This is a genomic window from Pseudomonas sp. 10B238 (assembly GCF_000970615.1).
Lineage (GTDB): Bacteria > Pseudomonadota > Gammaproteobacteria > Pseudomonadales > Pseudomonadaceae > Stutzerimonas.
The window spans coordinates 16,354-37,267 of record NZ_KQ033929.1 but is presented as its reverse complement, the minus strand read 5'-3'; the positions used below and the strand labels follow the sequence as shown (position 1 = coordinate 37,267).

The following is a 20,914-nucleotide window of genomic DNA, read 5'->3' as shown; positions in this document are numbered from 1 at the left end:
GGGGGCGTATCTTGTTGGCTGTTTGCCGGCTCGTAACGTTAGGGATACTGCTCCTGGCGGGGCAGGCGATGGCCGAGAGTTATTCGCTGGAGCCGAACCAGAAGAATCTGCCCGCGTGCAGCGGTGCCTGGAGCAGGAGCAACGGCAATAGCGTCTACGCATGCTCGGGTCAGATTACGCTGAGTGCTGGTGACGTGCTTACTGCAAGCGGTGCTGTAACGCTCCGGGCTGCCGGTTTCTCAATTGCCAGCGCGGCGATCGGCAGCGGCAGTGGGCCAATCTCCATAGAGGCTGACTGGGGTGGCATCACGGCGACAGGCACGTCCACGTTTAGCGCGGGTGTCTCGTCCAATGGTTCTGCTTCCCTCAGTACTGCAACCATCGCTGGCAGCCTGACCGGGAGTGGCTCGATCACCATGAGCGGTGGCAGCGTAGAAGGTGACGTCAGCTCGGCGTCAGGCTCGATTCAGCTCACCGGGGTCACTGTCGTAGGCGCGATAACAGCCAATAGCGGATCTATCACGCTAAGCGGCGGCAGCGTAGACGGGCTGGTCAACAGCAACTGCTGTGACGTGGTGTCCACTGGAACCAATCTTCAAGGCGGAGCCCGCTCGGGGTCGTCTTCTCTATCGATCACCGGTGGGGTTATTCAGGGCGATTTCTCCTCTAACAACGCTGCTACGCTCAACACCGTGACGATGGTGTCCGGCACTGTCTTGGCGGGATCGATTTCATTCACTGACAGCACGGCTGGTTCTTCTACCGCGTCGGTGACGATGGCGTCTCGCTATAACGCAATCAGTCTGTCCGGATCACAGGTCTATGGTGATCTCACCGCGCCGGATTACTCCACCGTGAATGTTGCCAATGGCAGCAACGTCTACGGGACCTGCAAGCCGAACTCAACTCCGGCAAATGCCTGCAAGAGCACGAAGTTGCTGCTTAGCTGGTGGCTGAACGAGGGTGGTTGGACTGGCGCTGTCGGAGAGGTGCTGGATCGCTCCGGCAACAACTTGCATGGCCAGGCTTATAACGGCGCGTCGACGGCAGCCACGGCGCCAGCGCTGACCACTGTCGCAGGGCAGGGCACCTGCCGCTACGGCAGTTTCACCGGGGCATCCCGGCAGTATGTCCAGACTGCGCATAACGATGCTCTGAGCTTGCAGCAGGAGTTCACTATTGGAGTGTGGGTCAGACCGCGAACGCTACCAGCAAGCGGCCTCATGAGCATTCTGTCCAAGGACGAAAACTACGAGTTCCACCTGCGCCCGGACGGCACGGTCAACTGGTGGTGGCAAACCACCGGCCCGAGCGCCACCCGTGAGTTCAGCAGTACTGGCAAGGTAGTGGTTGGCCAGTGGAATCATGTGGTGATCCGCTACACGCGGACCCAACAGACTATCTATATCAACGGCACGGTGGCTGGCCAGGCAAGCCTGAGTGGTACGCCGCTCGCCAATAGCGATCCGCTACAGCTGGGCTGGGACCAGCTAGCTGGACGTCATTTCGACGGGGATCTGGACGAACTGCGCATCTATCAAGGAGCGCTCAGCAACTCGGATATCGCTGCGTTGGCGACCGAGCGCCACGCCTGTAGTCAGGCACTGCAGTGCGTCAGCGATGATTTCGACAGGCCGCTGCTGGGCTCCGACTGGATCGTATCGAGCCGAGGCCTGAGCGCCTTCACGCCTGCCATCATCGGCAATCGACTGCGCCTGACCAGTAATCAGGGCAACGTGGCCACAGCAAGTGCCTTGCAACGATTGTTTCCGGGCGAGGGCAATTTCATCCAGGCCCAGTTCAAGTATTACGCCTACAACGGTAATGGCGCCGACGGTATCGCGCTGATCCTGTCAGATGCCACACAGACGCCGCAGCCGGGTGGATACGGCGGCTCGTTGGGCTATGCGCAGCTCAATTCCACCAGCGGCTTCGCGGGCGGCTGGTTGGGTATCGCGCTGGACGAATACGGTAACTTTTCCAACCCGACGGAAAATCGCCAGGGTGGGCCAGGGTTGCGCCAGGACTCGGTATCGATACGCGGCCCAGGCTCCGGCACATCCGGCTATCGCTACCTTGCAGGCACCCCGGCAGGGCTTAATCCAGGGGTAGACAGTGCCTCCAGCAGCAGCCCTGCGCCTGGCCACACCTACCGCATCACCATAGACGCGCGAACGGCGGGCAAGGCGCTGGTTACCGTCGAACGCGATACTGGATCAGGATTCGTGGTGCTTCCGGGATTGGAGAGCTTCGATGCCCTGGCCGCGTCGGGGCAGACGTCGATGCCGGAAAACCTCTATCTGTCGCTGACGGGATCGACCGGTGGATCGAACAACATCCACGAGATCGATGACCTGCAGATATGCGCCAGCGAAATCAAGCCAATTGGGCAACAGATCCACCATTTCGACCTGAGCTATTCGCCCACGTCCTTGACTTGCAATCCACAAGAAGTAACCGTCAGCGCCTGCCTGAATGAAGATTGCTCTAAGCTGTACACCGAGGCTATGGAGGTCGCATTGGCCGCCGAGAATGCCGTGTGGTTCGAGAATGGCATTCTGAAAATTCCTGGCGGAGGCGTTGGCACCGCAAAGTTGCAGGTGCCGCAATTCAAAAAGGTGGCGACAATCGGTGTCAGTGGATCTACGCCGCCCGCGTTGTCGTTCGGCACCACGACCTGCTCGACTCCTGGCTGCACGGTGACGGGGGTAAAGAGTGGCTTCCTGTTCGATGTGCCTACGCTTACCGCGGCCAAGCCCCAGGAAGAGATCGCCTTCCGTGCGGTCAAGGTTGATCCAGAAGATCCCTCTACGTGCGAGCCGGGCTTCGCGGGCGGCACGCGAAACATCGCGTTCAGTTCTACCTATGACAATCCGGCGACTGGCACGCAGCCGGTGATCATCAACGGTGAGGCAATAGGCGCGAAGGCGACCGAGCTGCCGCTCAGTTTCGACAGTCAGGCGGTTGCCAGGCTTTCGGTGCGCTATGACGACGCCGGGAAGATGACGCTAGCGGCACGTTATGAGCCTACTTCTGGCAACGAGGCAGGATTGCTGATGGAAGGCAGTGACCTGTTCGTCAGCAAGCCCTACGGACTCTGCATTCAGACGATTCCTGCGGCGGAACAGGCCTGTACCTCCGATAACGTGGCATGCCCGCTGTTCAGCAACAGTGGCACCGTCATTCGTGCCGGTGATCCTTTCCCGGTCTCGGTTCGGGCAGTGGGCTGGCAGAGTGACGGCGAGGCGCTTACCGCCGATCAGCTGTGCGCTGGCAATATCACGACCCCGAATTTCGAGTTGGCAGGGGTCGTTCTCACCAGTGAATTGGTGGCACCCGCCTCGGGTCAGGTCGGGTCGCTTTCGTTGACTGAGTACAACCATGAACTGGGTGCCGAGACGAAGCTGGTCAACTCAGCCCAGCAGGACGTGATGTCGATTTCGGAGGTGGGCATCTTTCGTCTGGTCGCCACGCCGCCGGATTATCTCGGCGAGCCCATACATGGTGGAACGAGCAATCGCATCGGACGATTCTCGCCAGCGTTTCTCGGCGCAACCGGTAGTGCCAGCCTGACGCCCAGTTGCGGGCCGGTATTCAGTTACCAAGGCCAGCCGATGGATTTCGCTGCCGGGTGGGAGCCGTCGCTGACGGTTACTGGCTATAACCGCCAGGGTGACGTAACTCAGAACTATGATCGCGGAGAGTTCTGGCGCTTGCTTACACCAGCGGTCGGTGGCTATGCATCGGCCGTAGGGCGTGCCGGGTTGGACGCGCGCCTTTCCGCGACTGGGAGCCCTACGGCTGCAATCGTAGGGGCGGATGATGGCGATGGCAGCAGGATTTATCGCTGGAGCGGTCAGTCGCTCATGTATTCCCCTGCCGACAAACCATCGGCGGATGATCTGCCATTCACCGCGAAGGTCGTCCAGACGTTTTCTGCGGCCAGCTTGACCGACGCCGATGCCGTGTGTGTGGCGGGTACCGATTGCCAGCCTTTCAGCTACGCGTTCACCGAGCAGCCCGGCAGCGAGGTGCGGCTTGGTCGTATGCAAATCGGCAATGCTCATGGCTCGGAGCTGCAGCCGTTGGTGCTGCCGCTCACGATCGAGTCCTGGCAGGCGACCGCAGGCGGCCCCGTTTTTCGGACTGAGATCGAAGACCAATGTACGAGCGAGGGTTCGCTCGGCGGCGTGCAGTTGGACGGTTTCACCGGCCGGCTTACCAGCGGCAAGACAACTGCGACGGTAGCCAGCATTGGCTTGGGAGTGGGCCAGGTGGCACTCAGCGCGCCGGGTTCCGGAAATGACGGATCAGTCGAGGTATCGCTCCCCGGCATGCCTGACTGGCTGCGCTATGACTGGCGGGGCGCAGGACGCGAGGCGGGCCGGGGCCTTGCCTCCTTCGGCATCTATGCCGGCTCGAAACCGCTGATCTTCCGCCGCGAACTCTATCGCTAGATAAGCAAAAGGGCCGCAATTGGCGGCCCTTTTGGCGGGTGTAAAAGAGGGGAATCCCTGGCCTGCCTGTACCAGGGTCCCCAAAACTGGTTACCTGGGTTATTGCAGAGGGCGTGCCAATTCCGCCAACTATGGCAGCGGTCGCAACCGGTCACACACAGAACTAGCCCCGAGGTTTTGCTGCGTGCCCTAGGTTGCAGTGGCTATGCGGGTTTCAGTTGGGTTTGTCGGGGCTGAATGAAAGCGCCCCGAGCGGTACGCCTGATTCCTGAGGCGGGCCGTGGGCTATAGGTACTGGCTACGGCAGAGGCTTTACGCTTGCTGAAGGGGCACACCATAGCCGGCGCGCCCATCTTTGGCGCAGCTCAGTTCTGTTCCGGCCAAACTCGCAGCGGAGCGCCTTCGGTGGGCCAGAAACGCAGCTGATCGATCTTGGAGACGTCCCAACGTTCGATTTGCGAGAGCAGTTCGAGGAAGTGCTGTTCCTGCTTCATGATGTGTTCGGCGCACATCTTGCGCGTGCTGCCGATTTCGCTGAAGCGCAGCTTCTGGCCGTCGAGCTGGTAGCTGGCGAACCAGTGGTTACAACCGGCGTTGCCATACGCACGGTCTTCGCTGAAGGTCAGCGAGACAGGGTTACGGCCCACCACGGGCTCGTCACCGATCCACTCGGCGATATAGGTGACTTCGTTCTGCAGGGTTAAGGGTTCAACCGCACATCCCGATACGGACAAGATGGCCAAGCCGGCTAACAGGATCTTCTTCATGGCTTTGCCCTCTGGCAGGCTGGGCAGAGGTGGCGGCCGGTGTCGTTCGTCCAGCCCAATTCGGCAATCCTGGCTTCGGCCGCTGGCGCGCGCGCGGCTTCGCCCTTGGCAGCGTCTACGGCGAATTCGAAATCCAGTTGCTTACCGCAACCGTCGCAGTCGACCTGCCAGTTGATGATCGCCAGTTCCTTGAACACCGGCCCGTTCGCCACGGCCATCCACTGGCCTGGCGGGTTGATCAGGTGGCGAACCTTGTCGACGGTCAGACGCTGGGAGAGGTCTCGGCTGCCTTTAAGCGTGACGATAAGGACATCGCCTGAGCGAACATTGCCACCGTTGCCGGTGACCTGGTAACGGCCCGGCGCCAAGGCGCGACATTCGGTCAGGGTGTGTCCGGGGTTGAGCAGGGTATAGCGAAAATCGTGTTCGGCCATGACTCGCGATCGATTTGGAATGGGGGAGTTGCGGTGGGCCGTAATGCTAGCACGGGAGCTGGGCAGAGGCTGCTCTGGGAGGCGGAACACCGGAAGAAGTAAAGAAACCAGCGGCGTGCGCGGGGTGGGCTTGGATGGCGGTGTTCGCCAGCCGTCACCCCAGCCTCTCCCCAAACGGGAGAGGACGGACCGTTAGACAGCTACGGTTGTTGACGGGGGGCCACGAAGGGCGCCCGTCAACGTGAAGCATCAACGAACCCAAGCCACCAAGCGGTTCCATACGCCACAGCACCAGAACACGCTGCTTTCGCAAGCATGACCGGTGCGTCAGGCCGTTGGGTTAAGGGCGGCTGCTGTCGAACGTTTCGTCGAGGAAGCGTTGCATGTCATTCCATGAGCGCTCGTCGGCGGCTTTGTTGTAGGCCACATCGACGCCTTTTTCCTGAAACTTGTCAGCCCCTGGATTGGTGAAGCCGTGTTTGGCGCCTGGCAGGTTGACGAATTGATAGTCGGCGCCGGCTTTGACCATTTCGGCGCTCAGTGCGGCGACGTCTTCGGCACTGACCATACTGTCGGCGCTGCCGTGTTCGACCAGTACGCGCGCTTTGACACTCCCCGGCGCTGCGCGGGTTTCGGTGGCCAAGGCGCCGTGGAAGCTGACAACGCCTTCGAGTGGTACGCCCTGGCGGGCCATGTCCAACACGACCTTGCCGCCGAAGCAGTAGCCAACGGCGGCGAGTTTGGCGCCGTCGGTCTGCTGTTGCTGTTTGAGCAGATCCACACCGGCGTTGAAGCGGGCTTTGGCCGCGTCGGTATCGGCCAGGGCGGCTTTCATGAAGCTCATCGCGTCCTTCGGATGCTCGGTGTTCTTGCCCTCGCCATACATATCAATTGCCAGGGCGCTGTAACCCAGTCCGGCCAGGTCACGGGCGCGGCTTTTGGCATAGTCATTGAGGCCCCACCATTCATGGACCACCACGACGCCTGGGCGCTGGCCCTCGATAGCGTCGTCGTAGGCGTAGTAGCCAACCATCTTGGTGCCGTCGGCTGCGGTGTAGGGGATTTCCTGAGTCTGGATCTCAGCGTGAGCGACGGCGCTGACCGCCATCAGGGCTGCACCGAACAGTTGATAACGCATGGTGAACTCCTTGTTGTCGTTGATATCGAAACGTTCCGATAATTAGCCGGAGTTCGACACAGGCGCAACAGGGTTGTTCAGCGGGTAAAGCGCGGCAGGTGCCGGAAGCGTTTCGGAGGGGATGTGAATCAAGGCGGTCTGATTACCTGAGCCCGTCCCTGGGCTCAGGTTCATCGATGATGCTTCGGCGCTGCCCATCACGATCAGCGCCGCCCGGACAGTTACCAGCCCGGCACGCCGTGCATGTCTGGCAGTCGGTGGGCGATGCCCTTGTGACAGTCGATGCAGGTCGCTTCGCCTTTGCCTAGCGCTTTGGAGTGGAACTCGGCGGCGCGTTTGCTCTGGCGGGTGAAATCCATGAACTCGTAGTTGTGGCAGTTGCGGCACTCTAGCGAGTCATTGGCCTTCAGACGACGCCATTCACGCTCGGCCATTTCCCGGCGCATGCCGAGGAATTTTTCCCGCGTGCTGATGGTGCCGAAGATCTTTCCCCAGACCTCTTTCGAAGCCTGCATCTTGCGCGCGATTTTATCTGTCCATTCGTGTGGCACGTGGCAATCCGGACAGGTCGCGCGTACGCCGGAGCGGTTGGTGTAGTGGATGGTGTCCTTGATCTCCATGTACACGTTGTCTTCCATCTCGTGACAGGAAATGCAGAAGGCTTCGGTATTGGTCGCCTCCAGCGCGGTATTGAACCCGCCCCAGAAGATGATGCCAGCAAGAAACCCCCCGAGCGTCAGGACGCCCAGGCTGTAGTGCACGCTCGGGCGGCGCAGGACGGTCCAGTAACGCTTGAGGAACGACAGTATCGACTTCATCCAGGCGTCCTCACTGTTCGTTCTGCTGGTTTTCGTGATAGAGCAGCTCGTCGATGTTCTCGAAGTCGTTCTCTACCAGCGGTTTCACGTCGTGCTGCACCACATGGCACTGGGTGCAAAAGTAGCGACGCGGGGCAACAGCGCCGAGCGTCTGGCTATCGCGGTCGGTGAAGTGGGTGATGCTGATCATTGGCGCTTGAGTGCGAGCACTGTTGGCACGGCTGTGGCAGGACAAGCACTTGTTGCCGTTTATATCGACCTGATAGCCGCGAATGGTGTGCGGAATGGTCGGCGGCTGCTCCGGATAGTTGCGCTCGCGCTTCAGATCCTTGTTTTCCTCATCCCTGAGCGGAGGCGGGGTGAACTCCTGGGTGATGGTGCCGCCCGGACGGCGACCATCCGGCGCGGGCGCATCCAGTGGGTAATCGGGCCCGGCTGCGACGGCCACGCCAAACACCGCGAGGAGCATCAAAGGCAGTAAACGGAATTTCATGGTGACTCTCCTCAGGCGATGCTGACCACTTCGATCTTCACGGCGCACTTCTTGAAATCGGTTTGCTTGGAGATCGGGTCGGTAGCGTCGAGGGTGACCTTGTTGATCAGTTTGTTGGCATCGAAGAAGGGCACGAAGATCAGCCCCTTCGGAGGCTTGTTGCGGCCACGGGTTTCGATGCGAGCCTGCATTTCACCGCGTCGACTGATGACCCTGACCACGCTGCCGCGGCGGGCCTTGAGCTCGCGCGCATCGTCCGGATGCATGTACACCAGCGCATCCGGCACAGCCTGGTGTAGCTCGTCGACACGCTGGGTCATGCTGCCGGTGTGCCAATGCTCCAGCACGCGGCCAGTACTGAGCCAGAACGGATACTCTTCATCCGGCATCTCTGCAGGTGCCTCGTAGGGCAGTGCGAAGATGATCGCCCGCTTGTCCGGATAGCCGTAGAACTGCACCTCTGAGCCTTTCTCGACGTAGGGGTCATGACCTTCACGGTAACGCCAGAGGGTTTCCTTGCCGTCTACAACCGGCCAACGCAGGCCGCGCTCCTGATGGTAACGGTCGAAGTCGGCGAGATCGTGACCATGACCGCGACCAAACTGAGCGTATTCCTCGAACAGGCCTTTCTGGACGTAGAAGCCATAGTCCTCCGACTCTTGGTTCCGGTAGCCTTCTTCGATATCCGAAACGGGGAAGGTGTCGACCTGTCCGTTCTTGAAAAGCACCTCGAACAGCGTCTTGCCCTTCAGCTCCGGTGATTTGGTCAGCAGCTCAGCAGGCCAGACTTCATCGGTGGTAAAGCGTTTGGAGAATTCCATCAATTGCCAGAGGTCCGAGCGCGCTTCACCTGGCGGGCTGACCAGCTGATGCCAGAAATGGGTGCGACGCTCGGCATTGCCGTAGGCACCTTCCTTCTCCACCCACATCGCAGCGGGAAGGATAAGGTCTGCAGCCTGGGCTGAGACCGTGGGATACACGTCAGAAACAACGATGAAGGTTTCCGGGTTGCGCCAACCGGGCAGCACCTCCTGCATGATGTTGGGGCCGGCCTGCATGTTGTTCGTCGCCTGGGTCCAGTAGACCCTCAGGCCACCGTCCTTGAGCTCGCGGCTTTGTTGCACGGCATGAAAGCCGGGCTTTTCCGGGATGGTGCCTTCGGGCAGCTTCCAGATCTTCTCGGTGACGGCCCGATGCTTGGGGTTGGTGACGACCATGTCCGCAGGCAAGCGGTGCGAAAAAGTGCCAACCTCGCGTGCGGTGCCGCAGGCCGATGGTTGTCCGGTAAGCGAGAAGGGGCTGTTGCCGGGCTCGCTGATTTTTCCGGTAAGCAGATGAATGTTGTAGATCATGTTGTTCGCCCAGACGCCGCGGGTGTGCTGGTTGAAACCCATGGTCCAGAACGACATCACTTTTGTTTTCGGATCGGCATAGAGTTCCGCCAGCATCTGCAAGCGCTCTTCCGGAACACCCGACTCGCGAGCCGCGCGCTCCAGGGTGTATGGCTTGAGGAACTCGGCATAGTCTTCAAAACTGATGTCGGTCCAGCCGCCTGCCGCAGCGGCATTCTCGGCCTTCATCTCGCGCGGGTCGGTCGCTCGCAGGCCGTAGCCGATGTTGGTGTTGCCCTTGGCGAACTTGGTGTGATTCTTGATGAAGTCCTGATTGACCGCGCCACTCTCGATGATGTGGTTGGCGATGTAGTTGAGAATCACCAGGTCGGTCTGCGGCGTGAACACCATCGGTATGTCCGCAAGATCAAAGCTGCGGTGCTCGAAGGTCGACATCACAGCGACTTTTACATGCGGCGCGCTAAGGCGGCGGTCGGTCACGCGGGTCCAGAGCACGGGATGCATCTCGGCCATGTTCGAGCCCCAAAGCACGAATGCGTCCGCGGCTTCGATATCGTCGTAGCAGCCCATGGGCTCGTCCATTCCGAAGGTGCGCATGAAGCCGACAGCGGCAGACGCCATGCAGTGCCGCGCATTTGGGTCGAGGTTGTTGGAACGAAAACCGGCCTTCATTAGCTTGCTGGCCGCATAGCCTTCCCACACGGTCCACTGGCCGGAACCGAACATGCCTACGGCAGTTGGGCCGTGGTCTTTCATCGCGGTCTTGTATTTCTCTTCCATGATGTCGAAGGCCTGCTCCCAACTTACAGGTTGAAACTCGCCCTGTTTGTCGTACTTGCCATCCTTCATCCGCAACAGCGGCTCAGTCAGACGGTCGGAGCCGTACATGATCTTCGACAGAAAATAGCCTTTGACGCAGTTGATACCGCGATTGACCTCGGCCTTGACATCGCCATGCGTGGCGACCACGCGGTCGCCGCTGGTGGCGACCATCACGCCGCAGCCGGTGCCACAGAACCGGCACGGCGCCTTGTGCCATTTGAGCGCCGTCGCCTGCGGATCAGTAACGAGGTTGCTAGCACTGGTAGCGATAGGCATGCCAGCTACGCTTGCTGCGATGGCCGCGGCGTTGGCTTTGGCGAATTGACGTCGTGTGAGGCTCATTCCGGCTCTCCTTCGGGGCTGAGGAGTTCGTGGTAAATCAGGGCAGCGTTGAGGACGCCAGGCAATTGTTGGATGTGGCTGATGGTGTCGAGAATGCGGCTTTCGTGCTCCGCCTCAAGAACCACCACCACTTTTCCGGCGGCGCTTTCCTGATGAAGCTCCGTGCCGGGCAATAGCAGCAGGTTCTGTTTCACCGCATCGAGTAGCTCGGGGCGGCAGTGCACGAGCAGGCTCGCGATATGCAAGGCATTGGTCATTTTTCTTATAAAGCTCCGCCTGCCCTGAAACGAGCAAGCAATGAATGAGGGGGCCTATCTCAGGCAATCAGCTCGGTGGGCCGGGTGGGCCAAAGAACAGCTGGCTTATCCAGACGATGAAGCCATAGCCGGATACGGTCAGGACGCTTAGAAGGGGGAACAGGAAAACCAGCAGAAAGACAAATAGCCGTGTTTCCTCCGGCTTGCCTGCGGATGCGGGATCGGTATGGTGCGGCACTGCGTTCACCTTTAAATCCGAGTGGCGTAGTGGGAGTCTAGTAAGCGTTCCCAGCTTAATCAAAGCCAGCTGTCTATTTGACTAAGGGCTATAGGGCCTAAAACCACTTATATTGATCTGGCGCAATGAACTGGCTCGTGCTGGATGCGTTTCGTCCATCGCGCTCGATAGCTGAATGCCTGGGTACGAGGCTCTGGGACGGTATGCAGGCAGCTTGCTGATACCAAGGTTGTGCTAGCCTGCGAGGCTTTTTTGGGCCCGTGTTGCGCGGGCGTAGAGATCGTTTTCATGTCTTGTGACTCGCTTGATTCCCACCTGAAACGCGGCACCGCTGCTTACCGTCGAGCGACGCTGGCATTGTTCTGCGCAGGGTTCGCAACCTTTGCCATGCTCTATTGCGTGCAGCCATTGCTGCCGCTGCTGGCCTCGCATTTTTCAGTGTCGGCCGCCACCAGCAGCTTGGCCCTGTCATTGACCACGCTGTCACTGGCGCTCTGCCTGTTGATTTCAGGCGGCTTGGCGGAAAGCTGGGGGCGCAAGCGGGTCATGGCGCTAGCGCTTATGCTGGCTGGGCTGCTTGGTCTTGCCTGTGCAATGGTCGAATCCTGGACCCTGTTGCTTGTATTACGCGCGTTGTTGGGTCTTGCACTCAGTGGCTTGCCGGCTTTAGCGATGGCCTACGTGGGGGAGGAGTTCGATCCCGAGTCGTTGCCTGCGGCGATGGGGCTGTATATCGGCGGGACAGCCCTCGGTGGGCTCTTGGGCAGACTGTTGTCAGGCCTGCTGAGCGATCTTGGCGGTTGGCAACTGGCGCTGGGCGGAATTGCCGGTTTAGGTCTGGCGGCGTTGGGGGCCTTCGTCTGGCTGCTTCCAGCATCCCGCCATTTCAAGCCACAACCGCTGTCTCTGCGCGGACTGCTGAGCAACTTTGCTGAGCATCTGAGCAACCCGATCCTGCGCAATCTTTTCCTTCAGGCATTTCTGCTGATGGGGGGCTTCGTCGCGTTGTTCAACTACATCGGCTTTCGTCTGGCCGGCGCGCCGTTCGGCCTTTCCTCGACGGTCATTGGCCTGCTGTTCACTGTTTACCTGGCCGGCATATTCAGCGCAGGTTGGGCCGGGCGGCTGGTGCCACGCCTGGGTGCGAGAAGCGTACTGCAAGGTGGTATCGCGCTGATGCTGTCAGGCGTGGGGCTGTGTTCGACGCCCTGGCTGATTGCAATCGTGATCGGACTGGCGTTATTCACCCTGGGCTTCTTTGCTGCACACGCCGTAGCCAGCGGGCAGGTCGGCGTGCATGCCAAGGGCGCCAAGGCGCAGGCGTCGGCGCTCTATCTGTGTGCCTATTATCTCGGGTCGAGTGTGGTCGGCTACGCCGCCGGCTACGTGTGGGAGCATGCGGGATGGCTGCCTTTGATGGCGGTGCTCGCTGCGCTGTTCGTGATCGCAGCCTGGCGCGCCAGACGGCTATAGCGCGGCGGCCAGTCGGTCAGTCGATTCGCTGCTCCCCGCTGAAAGCCAGGGTGGCGCGGCAGGTGCGGCAGAAGTAGCGACGGCCTTTGCGGACCAATGCATGGCGCTGGGCGGTAAACGGAAAATCTCGCTCGGGACAGGCACACCGGTAGATGTAAGCACTCGTCTGCCGGCGGGTGATCTCGTAACTGTGGCAGCGATCAGGGGTCAGCTCGTAAACGCCGCGCATGATCAATTGCCACTCTTCACCATGGGGGCGAATCCGGCCGCCGAACATTTGGTGAGCGACCAAATGGGCCACCTCGTGAGCCACGGTCTGCTTGAGGAAGTGCTCGCGGTTTTCCTGATACAGCTGCGCGTTGAAGCGCAGCAGGTTGGTGTTCAGATGCGCAACGCCGGCTTTCTGCCCGCGCAGTTTGAAGCTGACTTTCGGTCGCTCGAAGCGCTTGTTGAAAAAAGCCTCGGCCTGTTCATAGCAGGCCTCAACTCGGGCGTGTAGCTGGTCGGGCATAGGGGCCTCCGAATAAGCCCAGAATTATGCCGCAATCCGCCAGGCTGACAATCTCTCAGAGACCGCCGGGCTCCTCCTGAGGACGTTCTTCCTGGGTGCCGTAGCTCTGGTTCGCTTGTACGGTGCGTTCGTAATTGGGTTGCAGGAACTGAGACCAGAACAGAATCATGGATACCAACACCGTCACCATCACCAGCAGGGCCACACCCCAGATCGAACTGGCATAGAGAAAGCTTTGCGAGCTGCGCTGGCGCATGAAGGCTGGTAGGCCAGTGAATAACAGGTAAGTGGAGTAGATGCCTGCTATCAGCAGAACGATCGCTGCGAACCAGCGATTCGGGTACAGCCCGGTCACGCCGGCGAGGAGGAACGGGGTGATGACGTAAGCGATGAAACCAATGCACTGGTTCAGATTCGGGCGTACCTCAAACGCGCGCGCCATCCACCTTACGAAAAAACCCATGACCACTGTGCCGACAATGATGGTGATGTACAGCAACAGGCACAGCTGAAAAGCGCTGGCAAAATCGAGTCGTACACGTTCGGCGTCCACCAGGCTCCATCCTACGAAGGTGACCCCAATGAACAAGCACACAGCAGGAATCAGCGCCAGCAGCAGTAAATGCATCAGGTAATGCAGGCTGTGGGCGTCTTCCTTCTGGCGAATCGTTTCCCAGGCTCGGTCGGGCCGGGTGAACAAGCTGATGAATTCTGGGGTCATGGGGCCTCCTAATGCCGATGCTTGAGCGCAGGTCTTGCTGGTATAGACGCTCAAGCGCGACAGGGATTCAACGCCACCATGTCGCAGGCAAAAACGGGCCGACGCGGAGGCCACCGCGTCGGCCCGTATCGTGGCAAGGCTAGCGTACGTAGATTGGGCCAACCCCCATGCCCCACATGATCACTGACAGCGCGAGGATCGCCACCAGCACAACCAGCCCGACAGCCAACACTGAACTCGAGAACAGGAAGCCCTCGTCGGAGGGGATGTTCATGAATGTTGGTAGGCCAACGTAGAGCAGGTAGGTCGTGTAGCAGATTGCAGCCGTACCCACGATCATGCCCAGCCAGATGTGTGGATAGAGCGCGGCCAGGCCGCCGACGAACAGTGGCGTGGCGGTGTACGCGGCAAACACGATGCACTGCACCAGCGTCGGGTTTGCGTCATAGGTGCGTGACATCCAGTGGATGAAGGCGCCCATCACGGCCACACCACACAGCATGGCGAGGTAGGACAGCAAGGTGAGTTGCAATGCACTGCTTTCGGTGAGCTTTACCGCCTCGCCACCGCCAATGCTCCAACCGACCTGGGTGGTTCCGATGAACGCCGATATCGCCGGTATCGCTGCGAGTACCAGCACCTCTCCCAAGTGCAAATGCCCGACCTCACGCTCCTCTCCAGTGATTTCCTGCCATTCCTGGCCCGGGTGTGCAAACAGTCCCCAAACGTGATTGATCATGCCAGCGTCTCCTCAGTTTTGGAGGGTCGCTCCGCCTGGCTTTCCGTCGGTGTGACGGGCGTGCGACCTTAAGTCGCAGTATAGGGAGCGGACGGTACGGCGCACTGGGCTCGATTAGAGCAATTGGAAGCTATGAACCTATCGGTAATAGCGTTGCAGTATTTCCATCGCCAGATTGATTGACTGGAGCCGGGTCGTACTGCCGCCACGGTCGGGGTGGTGAATGCTGACCAACTGGCGATAGCGCCGTTTAATGGTATGCAGGCTGAGCGAAGAGGCCTCCTGGTCCAGCTCGAACAGCTCCAAGGCTGCGCGTTTCTGCTCCGGATCCCAGCTTTCGTTACGCTCGCCAAGATGGTCGCCGCGCATGCGCGACCAGAAGCTCGCTAGCAGGCGTTCCACCTCCTGTTCGTCGGTGTCGCGCAGATTGCTCATGTCCAGGTAGTAGTCGCGCAACGGATCGTTTTCGGCGACTCCGCTGGCACCAGGCACATAGGGTTGAAGCTGGACGTTTAACGGCGAAATCTGGAGGTTGTAGCGGCTCTCGCCCCAGAGTTGGTCGCGCAGCTGGTACAGCGCGTTAAACACAAGGAAATGGGTGCGGAACAGCACCAGCTTGTCGAGTAGCGGCAGGTTGGGGATACGGGTGCTGTGCCGGGCCTTGAGCTGTTGGATCAGCTGGTATTCGCTGCAACCATCCGGTTGTTCGCGTAGCAGCACGAATATTTGCTCGGCCAGGTCCATTTCGGGTTCGAGATCATCGTTCATGTCGCAAAGCCTAGCACAAGGCCAGCGTTACAAACGGCTGGATGGATGGGGTGGGGCGCCGGTACATTTTGCGCGTAAAATGCGCGCCTTTCGCATCTCACCGGACTCTGAAATGGGCAACCTCTCGGTCAACCAGAACAAACTGCAGAAGCGTCTGCGTCGCCTCGCTGGCGAGGCAGTCACTGATTTCAACATGATCGAGGAAGGCGACAAGGTGATGGTTTGCCTGTCTGGCGGCAAATTATAACCAAAAAAATATTTGTAAAGCCTATAAACCTGTAGACATTGCCTGTAAGCCCCGCCTTCCGTCGCTTTTCCTTTCCTCTCGTTTGACAGAACTCATTTATGGACTAGTTTGTAACTAAATCGGTTATTGGACTAGCTTTTTTGTCAATTATGAAAGTCAAACGATACCAATTCAATTCGTTGCCCTTCGTGTCGATAGTGGACGAAGCGGATTGCCCTATTGATCCGTATGTTTCCTGCTACCTCAATGGTGCTTTATCTGCTAAATCGGCCAATACGAGATTTAGGTACGCAAATGAACTGCTGTTCGTGCTGCAGTACTTTTCGGAAAAAAATATTGACCTACCCGAACGAGTTGCGTCGGGCATTTTTATCTCCCAGATGGAGTACATGCAGTTCTATGACAGATGCTGCTTAAGTAAGGGTTCTGGTGATGAAGGTATAAATATAAGATTTCTAGATATAAATGATAAACATCTAAGGAACATCATTGTTGCCAATCAGAAAGGGATGGCAAAGGTCGCTAGCGAAACCTTGCAAGGTCGCATCAGACGACTTCGACAATTTCTTTTATGGTTGTTCGATGAGTTTCACGAAGTGCAAGATGCTGACGAAAAAACAAAAAATAAATTTAATGGGCTTATTGCAGAAATTAGGTTAGATGAAGATGCCCTTGGCAAGAATGGAGGGCAACATGTTGGCGATCCTGAGGAATCGGTGATCCCGGATGACGTTTTCGTAAAGTTTTTAGAGATGGTGATGCCGTCCTCTCCTAATAATCCCTTTAAAGCATCTAGGGTGAGGAATTACTTGATCGTCAATTTGCTAGTCCTAAGCGGCATCAGAAGAGGTGCGCTGGCAAAATTGAAGATTTCTGACTGTCTATTTCATGGCACTAACGATCAGCTAGCTATTTATCGATCTGCAAATGATCCAACAGATCTGCGCTCTGAAAAACCCAATCAAAAGACAAAAGCACACTTCGCCTCGGTTGATCCAGGTTTTTTGGAGAAGGTTAAGTTCTATATTGACAACGTTCGTATTGTCTTTCCTCGTGCGCAATTCCATGACTTCGTGTTTGTCAGCGAAAATGACTCTAAAGGCACTGCGGGTCAGCCTCTTTCTTTAAAGGCAATAAATGCAATATTTCAAAAGCTCTCTAGGTCGCTGGGCTTTCATGTCCATCCTCATTTGTTGCGCCACAAATGGAATGAAATTTTTGATAAGAAAGGGGAGTCGCTTGGGGTCAATCCGGCTTTGCTTGAGGATGCTAGAAAATATGCCATGGGCTGGTCGCAAAATACGACTCAGAACAGACGATATAATGAAAAGCGAATTGCGCTGAAGACGAGAGAGATATCAATGGCGCATCAAAAAAGAGTGGATCCGCAAAAATGACTCGCGAGAAGAGGCGGGAAGTTTTTAAGTCTCTGACTAATGAAGGCTCATGGATTACGGCCAAATCTGGCCTGATGGTAAATACCTCGGAGGATGTATGGATATTACTGCCGAATAATGGAAAAGGAAAACGGTTGTGCGTTGACTGGGTTCATTCGTCTAACATGCCAGATGATGATAAAAACTTAATTCTGAGTGTATTTGTGGACTACGTACGAACCAAGGCTGCGAGTACGGCGTCAGGTATCGTTTGCAATGTAAAGCCATTTATGTTGAATGGCATTCCGTCCTTAGCCAGAGTTAAATCTATATGGAGTGGGCTGCAGACAAACAATAAGAAGGGGCTCAATCAGTTCTTTGGGACGCTCTCTAGGCAAGGTAATACACGGTATGAAGAATATCACAAGTATACGCGGACACATTTGGACAAGGGTAAAGACAATACTCTTGATCCTTCCATTGGGGCACTAAGCGATATTGAGTTTGACTCGTTAGCCAGGCAGATCAATGAAAATATACAAGAGTTCGACTGGGGCGCCAGTCGGGATCTTTTGTTTTTTCAGTCGCCGAGGCTATATGCGCGGCTCAGAAATATAGTCACTAACAAGTTGTTGCTCTCCATCGTAAGGCGGCCAATTCAAATTGCGCTATTGAAATGGTCTGATTTGATCCCCTCGGGTGCGAGTTTTCGCGACGCGGGAATTCTTCCTGTGGACGAAATCGGCACGGTAGGGGGGCAAACATTGCAGCTTAGAGTGTTCATAGTTAAGTCTAAGGGCGCACAATTCTCAAGGGAGCGGCCCGAGCGCTATCCAATACATCTTTCCGAATATATCTCAGGGGTTCTTATAGACTATAAACGGGTGGTATTGGAAGGGCTCAGACTAGTGATGGACTCAGCAGAGATTAAAGTGGATCAATCTGAACTCTTGAGCCTCATGAATGATATGCCTATGTTTCCAGCGGTTGATTTTTTTAAAGTGCGATTTGACTCTTTAGATTTGTTCAAAAGCATGTTTACGCCAAAGTCTACTGCCTACCACATATCGGAGACTGCAGTTGCACACGCCATGAGATGGGTTCCGGTTGCCTCTGATCGAACTGTCGAATGTATGGCTACTTCCAATAGAATTCGTCACACCGTATTAACTCGCGGTGCTCAAAATGGTCTGCCCGCCGTTCAATTGGCCAAGATGACAGGTGTCACCGTGCCGGCTGCAAGGCATTACATAGATTTGGATTATGTATCTAGGAGAGAGATTGACACAAAGTATATCGGAAATGAGTTTCTAAAGAAGGCTTTTAGCCATACCTTAACTGTCGTTCCGGAAGGCGATGAGGTCATTGTCGACAATAAGTTCAACCCTGTTGGTGGGGCACTCAACAAGCATTCCTGCGCGACCTGTTCAACTGTTTTAGGGAGACCATTGGGGTGTTATGGGTGCCCAAACTTTCGTCCGATGCTAGAAGCTGATCACAGGTCGGTATTGGCTGATGCAGAGGGCAAGCTTGCTGCAAACCGCAACTCCCTAGTTAGTCCTATTTACGCCCGAAGTATTGAAAAACTGGAGAGACAGATTGTTTGGGTGAAGCAGACAATAATGGTTTGCGATGAAGAACTCGCAAGGCAGCGCACAATCAATGCTTAACAAATACCTTGGCCGATTGGAGCGGCTCATCAACGAATATCGCGAAGCCGAGCTAGCGCAATTTGAAGGACATGGCGGCAAGAAGGCGGAGTTTGATGATTTGGTCTGGTATCACGTGGACCCCAATACTGGCCGCCGAACCAGATTCTTGTGTGGTGTACATGGGCGTAAGGGCAAAAGCAACGCCGGCAACCATCCCATATACGCCCTTCCTTACCCCTATGACCACCTGATAAAAGTGTGGATCATAGAAACAACGAACACACCACTTTCCGTCAACGAGAAAAAAATTCGGACGTCGGTAGCTAGGAAATTGTTGTCACTCATGGATGGTGATCTCTATGAGCAATCAGAGTGCACAATCACCAGTCTTAATTTGGGGGCGCGTTCAGCTGACCGCTTGCGGCCGTTTCTCGCGTTCTGCGCTGAAAAGGGGGTGATGCGAAAGGTCAACCTGAAGGGCAGCGACAGCAGAGACAGGACGGGACATGCCACGTTTGACAATACGCTGGAGAAACTTCCAGATATCCAAGCAGTGCTTGCGCTAGCCGACATCTTCTCTACTGTATTTGAGTATGTGGATGAACATGGCTCGCTGCGCCCTGGTAAAGAGATAAAAATCCATGATGCCTTAGTAGTGACTTTTGGAACGCTGTCGCTGGCGTCGCCTAATCGAACTTCTGCGGAAATACCTGTTCTTCCTAAACAAAGACTGCATTGTTACTCTGAAAGCAATGGAGAGCCAGTTTATTACCTCGACTGGATTGGAAGTAAAGGCTACGGGAACAACAAGAACCACATACTTGCGGTGCTCGCTGATCCGATAAAGAAAGCCATGAACTTCTTTTACAAAGCATGCGAGCCAGCGAGAATTCTATGTCGATTCTACGAGAACCCGGACCAAAGCTTGAAAGCGTTGCTTGGTGGGTTCGAGATAGCGCCAGAACTAAAGAGGAATTTAAATTTAGCGCAGCGGCCCAATCTTTTCACATTGGGTTATGCATTAGGGTTCTATGGGGCTAATGATTGCGTTCCGATCCTTAAGGAAGGAGTTGATCTGACTTCCACCTATAAAAGTCAAAGAGGCCATTTTTTCGAAAAAAAACCGATTTATTCATTGCGGCCTAAAGATCAGTTGTCCGTGTCGCAAACAAGAAGTGCAGCTTTAGCAGGATTACCCCACTTGTTCGGGTACGCCAATATGCCAAAAGTTTTTTCCGATAAGTCTGTCGTTTCGGTTGAAGAAGTGCAGGAGTGGTGGATTGCTTTCTATAGGACATCAATTTTGCCGGAATTTCCACTCTCATTTTCAAGCGGAGAATCAAGTATCAAGCTTAAGGATGCCATGTTCTGCTTCTTGGGGAGTTGGCTTTATGGTGCGCCCGAGAGTGTCGGAAGTGGTGGGAAAGTTTTTCAAAAGACAAACTATGCGGTGGTGCCATTAGCGTCGCTAGGCGCCTCGGTTCTTACTCGACTGGTCGGCCAGGGGCGCTACACGACATCGATTTTTCAGGATTACGGATTTTCGTCAGAATTAATTCTGCGACCGCATAGTCTGCGGCACTTATCTAACACCCTTGCTGATTTAAGTAGCATTCCAGTTGAAATTATCACTGCTTGGTCTGGCAGAAAGAATCCCGAGCAAACCCATACTTATATTCATACGACTCACGACGAGAAAGCCAGTCGTGTGAGTGCGATATTGAATCCGCCAGATATCGACAGGCGGGATATTCGAGTCGTTTCCCAAAATCAACTTACACAAACCACCAACCTGCCGGCATCTGTCACCTCCACCGGTCTTTGTACTCAAAATCTTAATGTAACGCCTTGCAATTATTTGAACGATTTCGTCTCGCAGTGCTTCATGTGTCCGGAGACTTGTCACATAGCAGGCGATGTGAAGACAATCGAGTTTTTTGAGAAAGATTTATCGTTTCAAACTTTGAGATTAGAATCGGTAGCGTGTGATCCACGCTTACCAAACTCCCAGGCGATGAGGCAGTGGTATCTAATTCACTCGCGAAATACCCATATTCTATCCATGCTGAATGATTTGATGAAAAGTAAGCCTGTCGGAACGATGATTCGTTACTCAAATAAAAATTCTGAGTTCAGTTTGACCGATCTAAATACCAAGATCATTACAAAGGTCGCGTGTGCCCTACCGGATTTTGAGGCTCGCCTGAAGGGTATTATTGAAGATAAGACTGCCAGAACAGCATCTGATGCTAATCCCGAGTTGCGCTCTCTTTTATCCTCTTTCGGTCTGTCTGAAGGGGAGGTGTGAT

General features: G+C 56.2%; 17 protein-coding genes and 1 pseudogene. 6 read left to right on the top strand and 12 right to left on the bottom strand.

What is annotated here, in order from left to right; genetic code table 11:
- The first annotated feature begins 68 nt into the window (after nucleotides 1-68).
- On the top strand, nucleotides 69-4,457 hold the full coding sequence (locus tag RT21_RS04880) for a DUF6701 domain-containing protein (protein ID WP_046161860.1): 4,389 nt from the start codon (nucleotides 69-71) through the stop codon (nucleotides 4,455-4,457).
- Nucleotides 4,458-4,822: 365 nt separating this feature from the next.
- Here the strand turns inward: RT21_RS04880 and RT21_RS04875 are convergent, their stop codons facing one another.
- The 8 genes from RT21_RS04875 to RT21_RS23170 all read right to left on the bottom strand — a co-directional run bounded on the left by RT21_RS04875 (nucleotide 4,823) and on the right by RT21_RS23170 (nucleotide 11,118).
- Complete coding sequence (locus RT21_RS04875; RefSeq protein WP_046161859.1) at nucleotides 4,823-5,224, bottom strand: META domain-containing protein; 402 nt, start codon at nucleotides 5,222-5,224, stop codon at nucleotides 4,823-4,825.
- Nucleotides 5,221-5,658 (bottom strand): hypothetical protein, encoded by a 438-nt coding sequence (locus tag RT21_RS04870; protein ID WP_046161858.1) that lies wholly within the window; start codon nucleotides 5,656-5,658, stop codon nucleotides 5,221-5,223. Before RT21_RS04870 ends, RT21_RS04875 begins: the two co-directional genes overlap by 4 nt.
- A gap of 340 nt (nucleotides 5,659-5,998) precedes the next feature.
- A complete protein-coding gene (locus RT21_RS04865) occupies nucleotides 5,999-6,796 on the bottom strand; it encodes a dienelactone hydrolase family protein (RefSeq protein WP_046161857.1) in 798 nt (265 codons plus the stop codon).
- A gap of 221 nt (nucleotides 6,797-7,017) precedes the next feature.
- Nucleotides 7,018-7,614: a cytochrome c3 family protein gene (locus RT21_RS04860; protein WP_045428556.1), complete on the bottom strand. Its 597-nt coding sequence runs from the start codon at nucleotides 7,612-7,614 to the stop codon at nucleotides 7,018-7,020.
- Between the two features lie 10 nt (nucleotides 7,615-7,624).
- Nucleotides 7,625-8,107, bottom strand: a complete 483-nt coding sequence (locus tag RT21_RS04855; RefSeq protein ID WP_046161856.1) for a nitrate reductase cytochrome c-type subunit — start codon at nucleotides 8,105-8,107, stop codon at nucleotides 7,625-7,627.
- A gap of 11 nt (nucleotides 8,108-8,118) precedes the next feature.
- Nucleotides 8,119-10,623, bottom strand: coding sequence for a nitrate reductase catalytic subunit NapA (gene napA / locus RT21_RS04850; protein ID WP_046161855.1), 2,505 nt, complete (start codon nucleotides 10,621-10,623; stop codon nucleotides 8,119-8,121).
- On the bottom strand, nucleotides 10,620-10,880 hold the full coding sequence (locus RT21_RS04845) for a chaperone NapD (RefSeq protein WP_045428550.1): 261 nt from the start codon (nucleotides 10,878-10,880) through the stop codon (nucleotides 10,620-10,622). Before RT21_RS04845 ends, napA begins: the two co-directional genes overlap by 4 nt.
- Before the next feature lie 67 nt (nucleotides 10,881-10,947).
- Nucleotides 10,948-11,118, bottom strand: a complete 171-nt coding sequence (locus RT21_RS23170; protein WP_082082125.1) for a periplasmic nitrate reductase, NapE protein — start codon at nucleotides 11,116-11,118, stop codon at nucleotides 10,948-10,950.
- Nucleotides 11,119-11,406: 288 nt separating this feature from the next.
- Here RT21_RS23170 and RT21_RS04840 point away from each other — a divergent pair, with 288 nt between their 5' ends.
- Nucleotides 11,407-12,591 carry an MFS transporter gene (locus RT21_RS04840; protein ID WP_046161854.1) on the top strand — a complete coding sequence of 395 codons (1,185 nt, stop codon included), beginning with the start codon at nucleotides 11,407-11,409 and terminating at the stop codon, nucleotides 12,589-12,591.
- A gap of 16 nt (nucleotides 12,592-12,607) precedes the next feature.
- Here RT21_RS04840 and RT21_RS04835 read toward each other — a convergent pair whose 3' ends face one another.
- The 4 genes from RT21_RS04835 to RT21_RS04820 form a co-directional block, all read right to left on the bottom strand.
- Nucleotides 12,608-13,102 carry a SprT family zinc-dependent metalloprotease gene (locus RT21_RS04835; RefSeq protein ID WP_046161853.1) on the bottom strand — a complete coding sequence of 165 codons (495 nt, stop codon included), beginning with the start codon at nucleotides 13,100-13,102 and terminating at the stop codon, nucleotides 12,608-12,610.
- Nucleotides 13,103-13,157: 55 nt separating this feature from the next.
- A complete protein-coding gene (locus RT21_RS04830; RefSeq protein WP_046161852.1) occupies nucleotides 13,158-13,823 on the bottom strand; it encodes a Yip1 family protein in 666 nt (221 codons plus the stop codon).
- 139 nt (nucleotides 13,824-13,962) lie between these two features.
- Nucleotides 13,963-14,562: a Yip1 family protein gene (locus RT21_RS04825; protein ID WP_045428541.1), complete on the bottom strand. Its 600-nt coding sequence runs from the start codon at nucleotides 14,560-14,562 to the stop codon at nucleotides 13,963-13,965.
- A gap of 138 nt (nucleotides 14,563-14,700) precedes the next feature.
- Nucleotides 14,701-15,330, bottom strand: coding sequence for a DNA-J related domain-containing protein (locus RT21_RS04820; RefSeq protein ID WP_046161851.1), 630 nt, complete (start codon nucleotides 15,328-15,330; stop codon nucleotides 14,701-14,703).
- A 112-nt stretch (nucleotides 15,331-15,442) separates the two neighbouring features.
- Here RT21_RS04820 and RT21_RS23530 point away from each other — a divergent pair.
- The 4 genes and pseudogenes from RT21_RS23530 to RT21_RS04800 form a co-directional block, all read left to right on the top strand.
- A pseudogene (locus tag RT21_RS23530) lies at nucleotides 15,443-15,571 on the top strand (tRNA 2-thiocytidine(32) synthetase TtcA); the annotation flags it as partial.
- Between the two features lie 203 nt (nucleotides 15,572-15,774).
- Entirely contained in the window at nucleotides 15,775-16,974 is a 1,200-nt protein-coding gene (locus tag RT21_RS04810) for a site-specific integrase (protein WP_227343405.1), read from the top strand.
- The gene (locus RT21_RS04805; protein WP_023082702.1) at nucleotides 16,971-18,623 is read left to right on the top strand and encodes a hypothetical protein; all 1,653 of its coding nucleotides are present in this window, start codon (nucleotides 16,971-16,973) and stop codon (nucleotides 18,621-18,623) included. The genes RT21_RS04810 and RT21_RS04805 overlap by 4 nt, the downstream gene beginning before the upstream one ends.
- A complete protein-coding gene (locus RT21_RS04800) occupies nucleotides 18,586-20,913 on the top strand; it encodes a hypothetical protein (protein WP_041106970.1) in 2,328 nt (775 codons plus the stop codon). The genes RT21_RS04805 and RT21_RS04800 overlap by 38 nt, the downstream gene beginning before the upstream one ends.
- Nucleotide 20,914 lies beyond the last annotated feature (1 nt).

Excerpts from the sequence above, each read along its gene's own strand:
- RT21_RS04865 (WP_046161857.1), bottom strand. The coding sequence starts at position 6,796 with ATGCGTTATCAACTGTTCGGTGCAGCCCTGATGGCGGTCAGCGCCGTC.
- RT21_RS04820 (WP_046161851.1), bottom strand. The coding sequence starts at position 15,330 with ATGAACGATGATCTCGAACCCGAAATGGACCTGGCCGAGCAAATATTC.
- RT21_RS04825 (WP_045428541.1), bottom strand. The coding sequence starts at position 14,562 with ATGATCAATCACGTTTGGGGACTGTTTGCACACCCGGGCCAGGAATGG.
- RT21_RS04840 (WP_046161854.1), top strand. The coding sequence starts at position 11,407 with ATGTCTTGTGACTCGCTTGATTCCCACCTGAAACGCGGCACCGCTGCT.
- RT21_RS04835 (WP_046161853.1), bottom strand. The coding sequence starts at position 13,102 with ATGCCCGACCAGCTACACGCCCGAGTTGAGGCCTGCTATGAACAGGCC.
- RT21_RS04875 (WP_046161859.1), bottom strand. The coding sequence starts at position 5,224 with ATGAAGAAGATCCTGTTAGCCGGCTTGGCCATCTTGTCCGTATCGGGA.
- RT21_RS04800 (WP_041106970.1), top strand. The coding sequence starts at position 18,586 with ATGAAGAACTCGCAAGGCAGCGCACAATCAATGCTTAACAAATACCTT.
- RT21_RS04845 (WP_045428550.1), bottom strand. The coding sequence starts at position 10,880 with ATGACCAATGCCTTGCATATCGCGAGCCTGCTCGTGCACTGCCGCCCC.
- RT21_RS04880 (WP_046161860.1), top strand. The coding sequence starts at position 69 with ATGGCCGAGAGTTATTCGCTGGAGCCGAACCAGAAGAATCTGCCCGCG.
- RT21_RS04855 (WP_046161856.1), bottom strand. The coding sequence starts at position 8,107 with ATGAAATTCCGTTTACTGCCTTTGATGCTCCTCGCGGTGTTTGGCGTG.
- RT21_RS04830 (WP_046161852.1), bottom strand. The coding sequence starts at position 13,823 with ATGACCCCAGAATTCATCAGCTTGTTCACCCGGCCCGACCGAGCCTGG.
- RT21_RS04860 (WP_045428556.1), bottom strand. The coding sequence starts at position 7,614 with ATGAAGTCGATACTGTCGTTCCTCAAGCGTTACTGGACCGTCCTGCGC.
- RT21_RS04805 (WP_023082702.1), top strand. The coding sequence starts at position 16,971 with ATGACTCGCGAGAAGAGGCGGGAAGTTTTTAAGTCTCTGACTAATGAA.
- napA (WP_046161855.1), bottom strand. The coding sequence starts at position 10,623 with ATGAGCCTCACACGACGTCAATTCGCCAAAGCCAACGCCGCGGCCATC.
- RT21_RS04870 (WP_046161858.1), bottom strand. The coding sequence starts at position 5,658 with ATGGCCGAACACGATTTTCGCTATACCCTGCTCAACCCCGGACACACC.